Below are 15857 nucleotides of genomic sequence, written 5' to 3'. Positions count from 1 at the left end.
TCCTCGCGTAGCCTTGGCCCCATGAGCTCCCCCGCCGAGCAGTACGCGGCGGCTCGTCGGCGCGCCGCCTACCCGGGGTACACCGACTTCACCGCGCAACTGTCGTTCGATCTCGATGACTTCCAGCGGGAGGCCTGCCAGGCGCTCGAAGACGGGCGTGGGGTGCTGGTGTGCGCCCCCACCGGTGCCGGAAAGACCGTCGTCGGCGAGTTCGCCGTCCACCTGGCCCTGCGCCAGGGCACGAAGTGCTTCTACACGACCCCGATCAAGGCTCTCTCCAACCAGAAGTTCAACGACCTGGTCGCGCGTTACGGCGCCGACAAGGTCGGCCTGCTGACCGGCGACAACGCGATCAACGGCGACGCGCCCGTGGTGGTCATGACCACCGAGGTGCTGCGGAACATGCTCTACGCGGGCTCGGCGACGCTGGAGAACCTGGCCTACGTCGTGATGGACGAGGTCCACTATCTCGCCGACCGGTTCCGCGGCGCGGTGTGGGAGGAGGTGATCATCCACCTCCCCGAGTCGGTCGCGCTGGTGTCGCTCTCGGCAACGGTCAGTAATGCCGAGGAGTTCGCGGAGTGGCTGGTCACCGTGCGCGGCGACACCGCGGTGGTCGTCTCCGAGCACCGCCCGGTGCCGCTCTGGCAGCACGTGCTCGTCGGGCGGCGGATGTTCGACCTGTTCACCGAGAAAGCGTCGGGGCAGACGACGCACAAGGACGTCGACCCCGAACTCACCCGGTACGTCCGGGAACAGCTGCGGCGGGTGCAGTACACCCGCTCCGGCCGCCCGATCCGGGCGAAGAACCTGGTGCCGTACCGCTCGGACGTCATCGAGCGGCTGGACGCCGAGGGCTTGCTCCCCGCGATCACGTTCGTGTTCAGCCGGGCCGGCTGTGACGCCGCCGTCCAGCAGTGCATGGCCGCCGGGCTCCGCCTGACCACGCCGGAGGAGCGGGCCGAGATCCGCCGGATCGCCGAGGAGCGCACCGCCGACCTCGCCGCCGAGGACCTCCAGGTGCTCGGCTACTGGGAGTGGCTGGACGGGCTGCAGCGCGGCCTGGCCGCCCACCACGCCGGGCTGCTGCCGGTCTACAAGGAGGTCGTCGAGGAGCTGTTCGTCCGCGGCCTGGTCAAGGCCGTGTTCGCGACCGAGACGCTGGCGCTCGGCATCAACATGCCTGCCCGGTCGGTCGTGCTCGAACGGCTGGTCAAGTTCAACGGCGAGACCCACGTCGACCTCACGCCGGGGGAGTACACGCAGCTCACCGGCCGGGCCGGGCGGCGCGGCATCGACGTCGAGGGCCACGCGGTCGTGGTCTGGTCTCCGGAGATCGACCCCCGCCACGTCGGCGGCCTGGCGTCGACCCGGACGTACCCGCTGCGGTCGAGTTTCCGGCCCTCGTACAACATGGCCGTCAACCTGGTCGGATCGGTCGGTCGCGAGCGCGCTCGCGAGCTGCTGGAGACGTCGTTCGCCCAGTTCCAGGCCGACCGGGCCGTCGTGGGGCTGGCCAAGCAGGCCCAGCGCAGCCACGACGCGCTCGACGCCTACCTGGAGTCGATGACCTGCCACCTCGGTGACTTCGCCGAGTACGCCGCGCTGCGCAGGCAGATCAAGGACCGGGAGAACGCGCTGGCCAAGCAGGGCGCCGCCCAGCGGCGTGCGGCCGCGGCCGACTCGCTGGAGCGGCTGCGCATCGGCGACGTCGTGCTGGTGCCGACCGGACGCCGCGCCGGGCTGGCCGTCGTCCTCGACCCCGGCTCGCAGCCGCTCGGCGAGGCCCGGCCACTGGTGCTCACCGCCGACCGCTGGGCCGGGCGGCTGTCGCTGGCCGACTTCCCGAACGAGGTCGAGGTGCTGACCCGGATGCGGGTGCCGAAGCACTTCAACCACCGGTCGCCGCAGGCCCGGCGCGACCTGGCGTCGGCGTTGCGCACGGCGGCGTCCGACTTGGCCGCAGTTCGCAAGCGGAAGGGCAGGGCGGCCGCGGCCGACGACGACCTGCTGGCGGAACTGCGCGCAGCGCTGCGCCGCCACCCGTGCCACGGGTGCCACGACCGCGAGGAGCACGCCCGCTGGGCGGAGCGCTACGACCGCCTGGCCAAGGAGACCCACCAGCTCGAGCAGCGCGTGCACAATCGCACGAACTCGCTGGCCCGGACGTTCGACCAGGTCTGCGGGCTGCTGGAGAGCCGCGGGTACCTCGACGGCGAGCGGGTGACCGAGGCGGGCAGCGGGCTGGCCCGGATCTGGTCGGAGTCGGACCTGCTGGTCGCCGAGTGCCTGCGCGCGGGCGTCTGGGAAGGGCTGTCGGCCGCGGAGCTGGCCGGTGCGGTGTCCGCGCTGGTGTACGAGGCGCGGCGGGCCGACGAGGGTCCGACGCCGGTGCCGAACGGCCCGCTGCGGGACACGCTCGTGGTGATCGGCCGGCTCGCCGCGGAACTGCAGTCCGACGAGGGGGAGCGCGGGCTGGCGCTCACCCGCGAGCCGGACTACGGCTTCGTCTGGCCGGCGTACCGCTGGGCGCGAGGCGAGCCGCTGGAGCGGGTGCTCACCGCGGCGTCCGGCGTCGAGGGTGAGATGCCTGCGGGTGACTTCGTGCGGTGGTGCCGCCAGGTGCTCGACCTGCTCGACCAGCTCGCGAGCGCGGCCCCGGCCGGTAGCGACCTGCGCTCGACCGCTCGCCAGGCGATCGAAGCGACGCGCCGGGGGGTCGTGGCGTACTCCGCGCTGTAGAACCACCCTGTGGTTAGATTCCGGCATACCGGGCGTCCGTGCAGGGTCAGGTTCTACTGTGGGCAATTCCGACTGGGGGCTCAGTGCGGCACGAGGATGTCCCGCTCCGTCAGCACGAGGATCACGCCGACGGCGGGCACCACGACGATCCCGGCGGCGTCCCGACCGCGCGCTCGTCGGCTGACGGTGTCGACCCGGCTGCGGATCATGCGGCCTTCCAGGCCGCGTTCCACGGTGGTGCGACACCGTCGGCTCACCCGCACGACTTCATCGACGACTTCGTCGATCTGGTCGGCCATCATTTGCGGACGCCGCTCACCGCGATTCGTACGCTGCTCGAGCTGCTCGCGGACGACCAGGCGGAGGGCCTCGATCCGGCCACCGCGAAACGCCTGGTGAACGCCGTCAAGGCGAACTCCGACCGGATGCTGCGGGTGATCGACACGCTGCTGCTGCTCGCCAGGGCCCGGCACGCGGACGCCGCCCGCGACCACGTGCCGGTGGACCTCGCCGCGGTCGTCGACCGGGTCGGCTCGGCGATGGCGCCCGCCGCGGACGGCAGCGGGGTGGCCGTCACCGTGGAGGCGAAACATCCGGTCTGGACGGTCGGCGACCCGATCCTGCTGGAGCGCGCCATCGGGCACCTGGCGGGCAACGCGCTGCGCTTCACCGACCGGGGTGGACGGTTGAGCCTCCGTGCGCTCGCCGAGCCGAAACCCGCGGTCGAGGTGCAGGACACCGGCGTCGGCATCGACCCCGAGCGGCAGCGCGGACTGCTGCGGCCGTTGCGCCTGGTGCTCGGGGAGAGCGACGGTCACGACGAGAACGCGCACCTCGGGCTCGGCACGGTCAGCGCGATCGCCCGCGCGCACCAGGGTGACCTCGACGTCCGCTCGGCGCCGGGGCACGGCACGACGTTCCGCCTGACGTTCCCCACGGTTCCGTCACCGCACTGAGGGGGCGCCGAGTCCGCGTGCGGCCCGGAGCGGTGTCACGGACTCGGTGCCAGGACGTCCACGATCTGCCACCGCTCACGGGCCGGCCACCGCCGCCCGTCAGCGCACCAGCGCCTTGGTGAGGCGGCCGATCGCGCTCTCCAGGCCGTAGCGTTCCGCGAGCGCCGCGACCCGCTCGGGGTCCACCGGCGCCTCGGGCAGCGCGTCGCTGACCGTGGGCACCGGCGCGTTGTGCGCCACCTTGACGACCTCGGGCGCGACCGCCAGGTACTCGCGCGCGGCGTCCAGGCGGCGCCACTGCGCGGCCGGGAGCGCGGGGTTGCGCGCGTCGACGGCGGCGAGCAGCCCGGCCAGGTCACCGAACCGGCCGAGCAGCCCGGCCGCGGTCTTCTCGCCGATCCCCGCGACGCCCGGCAGGCCGTCGCTCGGGTCACCGCGCAGCGTGGCGAAGTCGGCGTACTGCGACGGCTCGACACCGTACTTCGCACGCACCGCCGCAGCGTCCATCTCCTCCAGCTTCGCGACCCCGCGTCCGGTGTAGAGCACCCGGACGCCGCTCGCGTCGTCGATCAGCTGGATCAGATCGCGGTCGCCGGTCACCACGTCCACCGGCCCCGGGCCACGCGTGGCCAGCGTCCCGATGATGTCGTCGGCCTCGTAGTCGGCCGCGCCCGCGGTCGCGATACCGACCGCGGCGAGGACCTCGAGCAGCACCGGCACCTGCGGCGCCAGCTCGTCGGGCACTTCCTCCTCGTCGGGTTCACCGGCCACCCGGTGCGCCTTGTACGAGGGGACCAGCGCCACCCGCCAGGCCGGCCGCCAGCTCTCGTCGAGGCAGGCCACCAGCCGGGTCGGCCGGTACCGGGTGACCAGCGTCGAGGTCATGTCGAGGAAGCCGCGGACGGCGTTGATCGGCGAGCCGTCCGGCGCGGTGATCGACGTCGGGACGCCGTAGAACGCACGGAAGTAGAGGCTGGCCGCGTCGAGGAGCATCAGCGCCCCGGGTGTCCTGGTCACGCCTAGAGACTGCCAGACTTCGTCTCACCGGTCGCGCTGGTCACACGTCCGGAGGGGAATCACCGGCGGGCCGCTCGCGCTGCACCGGACAGGCAACCTGGGGAGGGAACCGTGACCGACCTGGTCATCACCGACGCGCCCGACGAGAGCCGATACGTGGCGAACCTGGAAGGCGTCGAGGCCGGCGAAGTCCAGTACCAGCTCGACGGCGACGTCATCATGTTCACTCACACCGGGGTGCCGCCGGAGTTCGAGGGGCGCGGCATCGCGTCACAGCTCGCCCGGTACGTGCTGGACGACGCCCGCAGCCGGGGCCTCGAGGTGCTGCCCCGCTGCCCGTACATCTCCGGCTGGATCGCCAGGCACCTCGAGTACCTCGACCTGGTGCCCGCCGCGTCGCGCCCGCGGTACCGCCTGCCCGCCGAGGCGTAAGGGGCCGTTGTTGTCGGTCGCACGTCGTAATCTGGCGACATGTCTGACGCGCTCTACCCGTCCGACCGGCTGCGGCTGGCCCAGCAGGCCACTGCCGCGGCCGGGCTGGACGCCCTGCTGCTGACGCCCGGCGCCGACCTGCGGTACCTGACCGGCTACGCCGCCCACGCGCTGGAGCGACTGACGTGTCTGGTGCTGCCCGCCGACGGTGATCCGGTGCTGGTCGTGCCCGCGCTGGAGGAGGCGGCCGCGCAGGCCTCCCCGGCCGGCGGCATCGACCTGGACATCCGTCCGTTCCCCGAGGGTGACGACGCGTACGCGCTGATCAGGGGCCTGCTGGGCGACGGTCCTCGGCGGCTGGGGCTCGCCGACCGGATGTGGGCCGAGCAGGTGCTGGCGTTCCGCGCCGCGTTCCCCGGCGCCGAGCAGGTGCTCGCCGGGAACGTGCTGCGCCCGCTGCGCGTCCGGAAGTCGCCGGCCGAGGTCGAGGCGCTGCGCCGGGCCGGGCAGGCGATCGACCGGGTGCACGCCCGGATGGGCGAGTGGCTGATCGCCGGGCGCACCGAGGCCGCGGTCGGCCGCGACATCGCGGATGCGATCCTCGCCGAGGGGCACGCGCAGGTGTCGTTCGTCATCGTCGGCTCGGGGCCGAACGGCGCCAGCCCGCACCACGCGGTCTCCGACCGGGTGATCGAGGACGGTGACCCGGTCGTCGTCGACATCGGCGGCGTCACCGCGGAGGGCTACTGCTCGGACTCCACCCGCACGTACGTGCTCGGGGTGCCGCCGGAGGGCTTCGCGACCGCGTACGCGGTGCTGCAGGAGGCGCAGGAGGCCGGGGTCGCGGCGGTGAAGCCGGGGGTGACCGCGGAGTCGGTCGACGCGGCCTGCCGTGACGTGCTGACCGCCGCCGGATACGGTGACGCGTTCATCCACCGCACCGGCCACGGCATCGGGCTGGAGGAGCACGAGGAGCCCTGGATCATCGGCGGCAACCGCACCGTGCTGGAGCCGGGCATGGCGTTCAGCGTCGAGCCCGGGTTCTATCTGGCCGGTCGGTACGGTGCCCGGATCGAGGACATCGTGGTCTGCGGTGAAAACGGCCCCGACCGCCTGAACGTCACGCCCCGGACGCTGGCCCTGCTCTGACCCGGGCCGAGGCTGCGCGGCCTCGGCCGGCGGCGGGGGCCTGCGGCGTGGCCCGGCCTGCGGCGCCGGCCGCCGTCAGGCGAGGCCGTGGTCGCGGGCGTAGAGCGCCGCCTGGGTGCGGTCGCGCAGGCCCAGGCGGCTCAGGATGTTCGAGACGTGGTTCTTCACCGTGCCCTCGCTCACCACCAGCGCCGCGGCGATCTCCCGGTTCGTGGCGCCGCGGGCGAGCAGGCGCAGGACGTCCACCTCGCGCGGGGTGAGCGTGAGGCCGTGGGACACGGGCAGCGACCCGCCCCGGTCGAGCGCGGCCAGCAACCGGGCGGTCACCGCCGGGTCGAACTGGTCGACGCCGGCGTGCGCCATCCGCACCGCGCGGGCCAGCTCGGCGGCCGGCAGATCCTTGAGCAGGTAACCGCTGGCGCCGGCGCGCAGCGCGCGGACGACGTACTCCTCGTCGTCGAACGTCGTCAGCATCAGGACCCGGCAGCCGGGAGCCCGGCGACGGACCGCCGCGGTCGCCTCGACGCCGCCGAGGTCGGGAATCGCTCCGGGCACGGGCGGGTGAGCGGGGGACGCCGGGCTGGACGGCATGCGCACGTCCATCAGGATTACGTCCGGCTGCTGCGCGACGGCCTCGGCCACCGCCTCCCGGGCATCGGCGGCGGTGCCGACCACCGTGATGTCCTCCTCCAGCGCGAGCAGCGACGCCACGCCCTCCCGGACCAGCCGCTGGTCGTCGACGACGAGCACCCGCACGGTCGTCACAGCGGAACCCGTGCGGTGAGCGTGGTGCCGAGTCCGGGCGGGCCGGTCAGCTCCAGCGTCCCGCCCACCGCCGCGAGCCGCTCGCGCATCCCGGGCAGGCCGTAGCCGGGGCGGTCGGAGAGGTCACCGGGCAGACCGGTGCCGTCGTCGCGGACGGTCAGCGCGATCGCGTCCGCAGCGCAGTGGACGGTCACCGTCACCGAACGGGCACCCGCGTGCCGGACCGCGTTGGTCAGGCCCTCCTGGGCCACCCGGACCAGCGTCGCCCGCAGCCCCGGCGGGCAGTCGCCGTGCACCGTGGACGTGACGGTCGTGCCGGGCGAGCCGAGCCGCGCGGCGAGCACGGCCAGCTCGGCACTCAGCGACGACGGGACGTCCGCGCGCAGCGTCGCCACCGACCGGCGGACCTCGGCGAGCGCGGCCCTGGCCGACCCGTGCGCGTCGGTGACCGCGCGCGCGGCGACCTCCGCGTCCCGCTCCCGGTACGCGGTGGCCTTCTCCAGCTGGATCGCGATCGCGGTGAGGTGGTGGCCGAGGCTGTCGTGGATGTCCCTGGCGACCCGGTTGCGTTCCTCGGCGGCGGCGAGCGCGGCGATCCGCCGGTTGGACTCGGCCAGCTCGTCCAGGAGGCGCTCGGCGCGGTCGCGGTCGGCGTCCGCCTTCACCGCGAGCGCCGCCAGCGTCACCGCGAACACCAGGCCGACCGCGAACATGATCAGGTCGCCGAACGCTTCGCGGTCGGACGACCCGCCGGTGGCCGACGTCCAGGAGACGACGCCGACGGCGTACGCGAGCGCCGCCGCGTACCCGGCCCGCCGCCCGAGCGTGCGATAGACCGCAAACGGCACCAGCAGGAACAGCACCCGGGCCAGGCCGGACGTGTCCATGGCCACCACCGCGTGGATCAGGACGACCTGGAGGACGAGGCCCCAGCGGGTGGCGCGGCCCAGCCACTCCACGGCCGACAGCGCGAGCAGCCCGGCGACGAATGCCGCGGTCCGCCAGGGCGTGGCCGGCGCGAGGCCAGCGGCGGCGATGTACAAGCCGCCGGCGAGCACGGTGCCGTACAGCGCAGCCGCCGGCCCTAACCGTCCGCGCACCGGAACCACCGCCCAACCGTAACCGCCGTGCGTCCGCGCGGGAATCCGTCGTGCGGCACGTGCCGATCGGCAGGGGTGCCCATGACCAGCGGTCGCCGGATGCGTCCCGCGGCACTGCTGCGAGCACCGCGCCGGGGGCCACGCTTCGGGCCCACCACTTTCCCGGAGGTTCCCGTGCCCGCATCCGACGAACTCTTCTCCACCTCCGGCCGTCCTCGAGGTCACGTGATCTCGGCGGTGGACGGTCGAAACGACCTCGCCCGGTATCGGCTGGCCGGTCTGGCCGGCCTGCTCACCGGCGTCCTGCTGCTGTTCAACGACCTCCGGCGCGAAGGTCTCGTGCCGGAGAACGCGTTCACCGAGTGCATCGCGCCGCTGCCCGCGGTGCTGGCGCTCTACGCGGTCACCGGCCTGTACCTCCGGCAGCGCGAGCCGGCGGGGCGGCTCGGGCTGGTCGGTTACGCGCTGAACCTCGCCGGGATCGCCGGCCTGCTGATCGCGGAGTTCGCGAGCCACTACATATTCGCGGACCTGCCGATGGCCGAGGTGGACGCGTTGCTCGAGGGGCGTGCCCGGGCCGGGTTCCTGGTGATCGCGGCGGTCTTCGCGGTCGGCGTGACGCTGTTCTCGGTGGCGTCCTGGCGGAGCCGGATCTATCCGCGGTGGGCCGTCGGGCTCTACGCCGCCGGGTTCCTGCTCGCCGCCGGGCGCGGTGCGGTTCCCGACCTGGTCGTGTCGCTGGGGTTCCTGCTCGGCTCGATCGGCGTCCTCGGTCTGTCCTGGACCCTGCGCCGCATCTCCACCCCGGAGCCGGTCCCAGCGTAACCCGGCCCACGGTGGTGGCCGGGGCGGCGGGGGGCGTCCGCCGTGCGGGGCAGAATGGCCCCCATGGCGACGCTCTACCGCAACGGCGAGGTCTACAGTCCCGCGGATCCGTTCGCGACCGCTCTGCTCGTCGACGGCGAGCGGGTGCTGTTCGTCGGCTCCGACGACGCCGCCGAGGCGGCCGCGTTCGGCGCCGACGAGGTCGTCGATCTGCGGGGCGCGCTGGTGGTGCCGGGCTTCGTCGACGCCCACGTGCACGCGACCCAGACCGGGCTCACGCTCAGCGGCCTCGACCTGACCGGTACGCCGACGCTCGCCGCCGCACTGGACGCGGTCGCCGCGTACAGCGCCGCGCACGACGGCGTGATCCTCGGCCACGGCTGGGACGAGACCGCCTGGCCGGAGCGGCGTCCGCCGACGACGGCCGAGCTGGACCGGGCGGGCGGTAACCGCCCGGTCTACCTCTCCCGAGTCGACGCGCACTCCGCCGCCGTGTCCGGCGCGCTCCGGGCCGCGGTGCCGGACCTGGCCGGACGCATCGGGTACGACGTCGAGGGGCCGGTCACCCGGGACGCCCACCACGCGGTCCGCACGGTCGCGCTGGGCTCGGTCACCGCTGCGCAGCGCGCCGACGCCCAGCGCGCGACCCGGGCGCACGCCGCGAGCCGGGGCATCGTCGCGCTGCACGAGTGCGGTGGCCCGGACATCGGCGGCGAGGACGACTTCACCGCGCTCCTGGCGCTCGCCGCGGCCGAACCCGGCCCGGACGTGTTCGGGTACTGGGGCGAGTGGCGGTCCGCGGCGAAGGCCCGGGAACTCGGCGCGGTCGGCGCGGGCGGCGACCTGTTCGTCGACGGCGCCCTCGGCTCGCACACCGCCGCGCTGGCCGCCCCGTACGCCGACGAGCCGGGCACCAGCGGGCACCTCTACCTGGAGGCCGAGCAGATCGGCGAGCACCTCGTCGACTGCGTCCGGCACGACACCCAGGCGGGGTTCCACGCGATCGGTGACCGGGCACTCGCGGCGCTCGCCGAGGGGTTCGCGCTGGCGGCGACCACTGTGGGCGTCGACCGGCTGCGGGTCGGCAGGCACCGCGTCGAGCACGCGATGATGCTCGACGCGACGCTGATCCGGGCACTGGTCAACCACGGCGCGGTCGCGAGCATGCAGCCGGCGTTCGACGCGGCCTGGGGCGGCCCCGACGGCATGTACGTCCGGCGCCTCGGCGCGGAGCGGGCGGCCGGGCTGCACAACTTCTCCGGGCTGGCCGGCGTGGGCGTCCCGCTCGCGTTCGGTTCTGACGCCCCGGTGACGCCGCTCGACCCGTGGGCAACCGTCCGGGCGGCGGCGTTCCCGCACAACCCGCACCACGCGATCAGCGTCCGGGCGGCGTTCGCGGCCCACACCCGGGGCGGCTGGCGCGCGCTCGGACGCGACGACGGCGGCATGCTGGTTCCCGGCGCGGTCGCCTCGTTCGCGGTCTGGGACGTCGAGGAGCTGGTCGTCCAAACCCCCGACGACCGGGTCGCGCGCTGGAGCACCGACCCGCGGGCCGGTGTGCAGGGCCTGCCCGCACTGAGCGAGGGCGCGACCCCGCCGCAGTGCCTGCGAACCGTCGTCCGCGGCCAGACGGTGTTCACCGCGGAGTGAGGCCGGTCGCACGACACGCCGCCGACACGCGCAATGTCCGGTTTATCTCGTCGCGCGGGGCCGGATTCGCTTCGCGGGGGCTGACCAGGCATGATGTCCGTACTGTCGGCTCGGGTCGGTATTGACAGGAGACGGACGGCAATTACGGTGACTTCGGTGGCTTCCTCGGGTACCGGACGGCGACGGAACGTGCTCTTGTGAGCTGGGCAAACGCGGTGGCGCCACCGCAGGGGCCAGGTCCAGCAAACGAGGGGTGGCGGGACGACGACGGTCGCGACCGGTACCAGGTGGCGGTGATGGTGGTGACGGAGGGTCAGTAGACAACGTCTGGCGTAGCGCGCAGCCAGCCGCTCCGCAGTCGGTCCGAAGGTCCTCCCATCCTCCTCCCGCACCGGTCGGGGAGCTCCGATGCAGGGGCGCGGCGTGCACGCCGCGCCCCTGTGGCCTGTCCTGGGCGTTTACCACAGTGCGTAGGCCACTCCGTTCGGACCACCGGCTGCCGGGTCGCCGGGGGAGTGGGCACAATCGGTGCCAGGACACGACCCTCCCGGGTCGGGAGGGAGGACCCGTTGCTGCCGCAACGCGACACGGTGACCGACCCGCCGTCGCCTGAACCCGCCGTTCCGGCCTCCTCCGATCAGGTGGACGCCACGGAGCGCGCCGCCGACGCCGAGCCTGCGGAGGCGGGGGCCGCCGCCGGCGCCGATTCCGGGCGTGGGCGGGGGTGGCGTCCGTGGCGGCGTCGTCCCGGCCGGAGCCGCCCGGTGGTCGTCGACCCCGAGCGCCCGCCGCTGCGGGGCTGGGTCGCCGCGCTGCTGGCGCTCGGCTCCGGCGCGCTGCTCGTGCCCGCGTTCCCGCCGTACGACGTCTGGTGGCTCGCACCGGTGTCAGTGGCGCTGCTCGCCGTCGCCGTGCACCGGCAGCGCGCTCGCCGCGGCGCCTGGCTGGGGCTGCTGCACGGGCTGGTGTTCTTCAGCATCCTGCTGAACTGGGTCGGGATCTACGTCGGCGACGTCTTCGCGTACCTGCTCGCGGCCGTCGAGGCCGCGTACGTCGCCGGGATGGGCGCGTTGCTGGCCGCGAGCTCGCGGGTCGTGGACCGGCACCGTTGGAGCTGGCCGCTGATCGTCGGTGCCGCCTGGGTCACCCAGGAGGCGGTGCGGGCGCGCTGGCCGTTCGGCGGGTTCCCGTGGGGGCGGCTGGCGTTCGCCGAGACCGACGGTCCGCTGCTGCGGTTCGCCGTTCTCGGCGGGGCGCCGCTGGTGACGTTCGCGACCGCGGCGGTCGGCGGCCTGCTGGTCGCCGCGGCCTGGCGTCGCTGGCCGTTCGCCGACCGGCCGCTCGCGCAGCGCCTGCTCGCCGGCGCTGTGGCGGCGTCTGGCGCGCCGTCGGCCGGCGCTGAGGCGCCGTCTGCTCCGGCCGGCGCGGCGGGGCAGTCCGGCGCGGCGGGGGAGTCCGGCGCGGCGGGGGAGTCCGGCGCGGCCGGCGCAGAACGGCGCGGCGGTGGGGTGCGGGCGCTCGCGTGGCTGGCCGCGGTCGGGATTGTTCTCCTCGCGGCGTGGTTCACGCCGTCGCCGGCGGCCACCGGGCGGACCGTCACGGTCGCGGTGATCCAGGGCAACGTCCCGCGGCTCGGCCTCGACTTCAACGCCCAGCGCCGCGCGGTGCTCGACAACCACGTGAATCGCACGGTGGCGCTCGCCAAGGACGTCGCCGTCGGCGCCCAAAAGCAACCCGACCTGGTCATCTGGCCGGAGAACGCGTCCGACATCGACCCGCTGGTCAACGAGGACGCCTACGACGAGATCAGCCGGGCAGCCGCCGCGATCAAGGCCCCGATCCTGGTCGGCGCCGTGCTCCGCGGCCCCGGCGACTACCTCACCAACGCCGGCCTGGTCTGGGCACCGGGGCAGGGCCCGGTCGACCGCTACGCGAAGCGGCACCCGGTGCCGTTCGGCGAGTACGTGCCGCTGCGCTCGCTCGCGCGGAAGATCACGACCAAGGTCGACCTGGTCCGGCGTGATTTCAAGGCCGGAACCGAGATCGGCACCGTGGGCATGCCCACGACGAACGCCGGAACCGTCCGGGTCGGTGACGTGATCTGTTTCGAGGTGGCGTACGACGGTCTGGTGACCGACACCGTCAACGCGGACGCCGAGCTGCTCGCCGTCCAGACCAACAACGCGACGTTCGGCATGAGCGGCGAGAGTGCCCAGCAGGTCGCGATGGCCCGGCTACGTGCGGTCGAGCACGGAAAGTGGGCGGTCGTCGCATCGACGAGCGGAATTTCCGCCACAATTGGACCGGACGGAACCATTCACGATCACGCGGGTCTCTTCTCGGCCGGAACACTGATCCGGTCACTCGCGTTGTCGGATGACCGTACGCTGGCCACCGCACTGGGCCAGTGGCCGGAGGCGCTGTTCGCCGCGCTCAGCGGGGTCGGGATCGTCGCGGCCGCGCTGCTGCGGGGACGCCGACCGGCCCGGGCGGGACGACCGACGAGGGAAGGCTGACACAGGTGACGGCCGAAGAGATGGAGCGGGAAACCGGTCCGGCTTCTCCACAGCAGGAGTACCCCGGCCTGGGACACGTTGTCGTCGTCATCCCGACGTACAACGAGGCGGAGAACATCCGCGAGATCGTGGGCCGCCTGCGCCGGGCGGTACCCGAGGTCGAAGTCCTGGTCGCGGACGATGGTTCGCCGGACGGAACCGGCGAGATCGCGGACGAGCTGGCAGCCGCCGACCCCCAGGTGCACGTGCTGCACCGGGCGGGTAAGGAGGGGCTGGGCGCGGCCTACCTGGCCGGGTTCGCGTGGGCGGCCGAGCACGGTGCCGACGTGATGGTCGAGATGGACGCCGACGGCTCGCACGAGCCGACGGAGCTGCCACGGCTGCTCAACGCGCTGCGCGACGCGGACGTGGTGATCGGGTCCCGCAAGGTGCCCGGCGGCAAGATCGTCAACTGGCCGATGTCGCGGGTGATGATCTCGCAGATCGGCAACCTCTACACGCGGCTCGCGCTGAGCTTCCCGGTCAAGGACAGCACCGCGGGCTTCCGCGCCTACCGCGCCGAGGTGCTGGCCGCGAAGAACCTGGGCGGCGTCGCGTCGCAGGGGTACTGCTTCCAGATCGACATGGTCTACCGGGCCTGGCGGTCCGGGTACCGGGTCGTCGAGGTGCCGGTGACGTTCGTCGAGCGTGAGCGCGGCCAGAGCAAGATGAGCTCGGACATCGTCCGGGAAGCGCTGTGGCGGGTGGGGCTCTGGGGTGTCCAGGCCCGTTTGGAGAGCGCGAAGAAGGCCCTGGACCGGTTGCGCTAGCCGCCGGGCTGAGAGCCACCTGAGAGCGGTGGCTCGATCGCAGCCCGGGCGAGCGGGACGGACGTACGCTGGATTTATGCGAGCCTTTCTAGCCGCGTTCGTCCTGCTGATCGTCGTCCCGACCGTCGAGATCAGCGTGCTCATCCGCGTCGGCCACGAGGTCGGGCTCGGGTGGACGCTGGTGCTGTTGCTCGCCAGCGCGTTCCTCGGGAGCTGGCTGCTCCGCCGGGAAGGCGGCCGGGCGTTCCGTGCTCTGCGGGACGCCGCTCAGGCCGGCCGGACCCCGGCGAAGGAGTCCGCTGAGGGCGCGGTGGTGCTGGTCGGCGGCCTGCTGATGATCCTGCCGGGCTTCCTGACCGACGTGGTGGGCATCCTGCTGCTGCTCCCGCCGATCCGGAAGCTGGCCGGGCACTTCGTGCTCCGCTCGGCCGCCCGCCGGCTCCCGCCGGACGTCAGCACGGTGCTGCTCGGCCCGATGACGGTGCGCTCCCGGCGCGTCCGGGGCGCCGACACCGCACCCGCCGACGCCGCCGCGCCGGGTCAGGGCGACCCGATGCCGCCGCGGGCGGCGTCCCCCGGCCGTGGAGCGGTCATTGAGGGCGAAGTCGAACGCTGAGCCCCGAGCGCCGGGCCCGAGTGACGGGAAACCGGCCTCTAAGCAGCGCTTACAGGCCGGTTTCGCGTCACCGAGTGGCTCCCGGACACGAAGAACCCGCCGCCCCCGGGAGGGGACGGCGGGTTCTTCGCTTGAGCGGGCTGCCTCGTCAGGCCGACCGGCTCCGGCGGCCCCGGAGGACCTCCAGGCGCTCGGCCAGCACTTCCTCGAGCTCGGCGACGGTGCGCCGCTCGAGCAGCATGTCCCAGTGCGTCCGCGGCGGCTTGGCCTTCTTCGCCTCGGGCTCATCACCGTCGATGATCCGCGCCACCGTTCCGTCGGCCCGGCATTCCCAGGTAATCGGAATCTCCGCGTCGGCCGCGAAGGGGACCGTGAACCGGTGACCACGAGGGCACAGGTACTCTCCCTGCTGGCGAGGCGCCAGCTCCGTGTTGCGGTCAGTCTCGTAGCTCACGGCTCCGAGCCGACTACCGCGCAGCGTGCGCTCACCCATCTGCATCAACCCCCTGGCGTCTGCGGTCAGCCACCGGTACCAACGACGATGACGGACAGAAGATTCCGCTGTCGTTGACTTATGTGCCCAGCAGCACAGTCCCGCATGCGCGTATGCGGCAATCCGTTACAAGGAGGACACGCGTGGAGCACCAGCCCGACACCGGTTCCGATCGGTCCCGGCAAATCGTCCTGGCAGTCGCGCTACTCCGGTTGGCCGTCGGAGCCGTGTCCAGTGTTCAGCCTACTGCGCTTCCGCGGGCGCTGGGTATCGATAGCGCCACAGCGGGACGAGCGGCATTTATCACACGAATGTTCGCGAGTAGGGAAATAGCACTCGCGCTGGGCGCTGGCTGGACCGTGGTCGGCGGTGGCTCGGCGTCGCGTCCGTGGCTGCTGGCGTCGGCGCTCGCCGACGGTGCGGACGCCGTCACGCTGGTCGCCGCCGCGCGGGCCGGCCGGGTCGCGAAGCTGCCGAGCTACCTGGCCGCGGCCGGGGCAGCGGCAGCCGTCGGCGCCGCACTCTGGGCGGTGGCCCGCCCCCGGCGCTGAGCCCGCGGCGCTGAGCCCGCGGCGCTGAGCCCACGGCGCTGGGCCCACGGCGCTGGGCCCGCGGCGCTGGGCCCGCGGCGCTGAGCCCGCGGCGCTGGGCCCGCGCGGCTGGGCCCCCGCCGCTGAGCCCGCGCCGGTGAAGACCTGCCGCCGTCTCCTCCTTCTACCGGGGCGTCACGTGCAGTGACCGTGCCGCGATTGGATACCGTGCGCTCGGCCGCGTGCGCGGCCCGGGA

The 15857-nt window shown here is 73.6% G+C and carries 14 protein-coding genes; 10 read left to right on the top strand and 4 right to left on the bottom strand.

The genetic code is table 11. From position 1 onward, the window contains the following. Positions 1-21: 21 nt before the first annotated feature. Together BUB75_RS33405 and BUB75_RS33400 are read left to right on the top strand one after the other, a co-directional pair. Positions 22-2742, top strand: coding sequence for a DEAD/DEAH box helicase (locus BUB75_RS33405; protein ID WP_073262826.1), 2721 nt, complete (start codon positions 22-24; stop codon positions 2740-2742). 83 nt (positions 2743-2825) lie between these two features. Next, on the top strand, positions 2826-3698 hold the full coding sequence (locus tag BUB75_RS33400) for a sensor histidine kinase (RefSeq protein ID WP_073262824.1): 873 nt from the start codon (positions 2826-2828) through the stop codon (positions 3696-3698). 99 nt (positions 3699-3797) lie between these two features. On the opposite strand, the gene BUB75_RS33395 is transcribed toward BUB75_RS33400, so the two are convergent. Then, positions 3798-4691, bottom strand: a complete 894-nt coding sequence (locus BUB75_RS33395; protein ID WP_073262822.1) for a 5'-3' exonuclease — start codon at positions 4689-4691, stop codon at positions 3798-3800. A 135-nt stretch (positions 4692-4826) separates the two neighbouring features. Between BUB75_RS33395 and BUB75_RS33390 the strand changes: the two genes are divergently transcribed. Continuing rightward, a complete protein-coding gene (locus BUB75_RS33390; RefSeq protein ID WP_073262820.1) occupies positions 4827-5147 on the top strand; it encodes a GNAT family N-acetyltransferase in 321 nt (106 codons plus the stop codon). A 39-nt stretch (positions 5148-5186) separates the two neighbouring features. Next, positions 5187-6296, top strand: a complete 1110-nt coding sequence (locus BUB75_RS33385; RefSeq protein WP_073262819.1) for a M24 family metallopeptidase — start codon at positions 5187-5189, stop codon at positions 6294-6296. A gap of 75 nt (positions 6297-6371) precedes the next feature. Here the strand turns inward: BUB75_RS33385 and BUB75_RS33380 are convergent, their stop codons facing one another. After that, on the bottom strand, positions 6372-7061 hold the full coding sequence (locus tag BUB75_RS33380) for a response regulator (RefSeq protein ID WP_073262817.1): 690 nt from the start codon (positions 7059-7061) through the stop codon (positions 6372-6374). After that, entirely contained in the window at positions 7058-8170 is a 1113-nt protein-coding gene (locus BUB75_RS33375; protein WP_084742023.1) for a sensor histidine kinase, read from the bottom strand. The genes BUB75_RS33380 and BUB75_RS33375 overlap by 4 nt, the downstream gene beginning before the upstream one ends. A gap of 228 nt (positions 8171-8398) precedes the next feature. Between BUB75_RS33375 and BUB75_RS33370 the strand changes: the two genes are divergently transcribed. The 5 genes from BUB75_RS33370 to BUB75_RS33350 all read left to right on the top strand — a co-directional run bounded on the left by BUB75_RS33370 (position 8399) and on the right by BUB75_RS33350 (position 14577). Further along, positions 8399-8986 (top strand): hypothetical protein, encoded by a 588-nt coding sequence (locus BUB75_RS33370; protein ID WP_143175570.1) that lies wholly within the window; start codon positions 8399-8401, stop codon positions 8984-8986. Positions 8987-9049: 63 nt separating this feature from the next. After that, positions 9050-10636, top strand: a complete 1587-nt coding sequence (locus BUB75_RS33365) for an amidohydrolase (protein WP_218617924.1) — start codon at positions 9050-9052, stop codon at positions 10634-10636. A gap of 569 nt (positions 10637-11205) precedes the next feature. Then, positions 11206-13152 (top strand): apolipoprotein N-acyltransferase, encoded by a 1947-nt coding sequence (lnt, locus tag BUB75_RS33360; RefSeq protein WP_143175569.1) that lies wholly within the window; start codon positions 11206-11208, stop codon positions 13150-13152. Between the two features lie 20 nt (positions 13153-13172). Beyond that, entirely contained in the window at positions 13173-13961 is a 789-nt protein-coding gene (locus BUB75_RS33355; RefSeq protein WP_073262921.1) for a polyprenol monophosphomannose synthase, read from the top strand. A gap of 76 nt (positions 13962-14037) precedes the next feature. Beyond that, complete coding sequence (locus tag BUB75_RS33350; RefSeq protein WP_073262811.1) at positions 14038-14577, top strand: FxsA family protein; 540 nt, start codon at positions 14038-14040, stop codon at positions 14575-14577. Between the two features lie 148 nt (positions 14578-14725). On the opposite strand, the gene BUB75_RS33345 is transcribed toward BUB75_RS33350, so the two are convergent. Then, positions 14726-15070, bottom strand: a complete 345-nt coding sequence (locus BUB75_RS33345; RefSeq protein WP_035856302.1) for an RNA polymerase-binding protein RbpA — start codon at positions 15068-15070, stop codon at positions 14726-14728. Between the two features lie 311 nt (positions 15071-15381). Here BUB75_RS33345 and BUB75_RS33340 point away from each other — a divergent pair, with 311 nt between their 5' ends. Next, on the top strand, positions 15382-15621 hold the full coding sequence (locus BUB75_RS33340) for a hypothetical protein (RefSeq protein ID WP_143175568.1): 240 nt from the start codon (positions 15382-15384) through the stop codon (positions 15619-15621). Positions 15622-15857 lie beyond the last annotated feature (236 nt).

The sequence above is a fragment of the Cryptosporangium aurantiacum genome (assembly GCF_900143005.1).
Lineage (GTDB): Bacteria > Actinomycetota > Actinomycetes > Mycobacteriales > Cryptosporangiaceae > Cryptosporangium > Cryptosporangium aurantiacum.
This window is presented reverse-complemented; position numbering and strand designations above follow the sequence as displayed.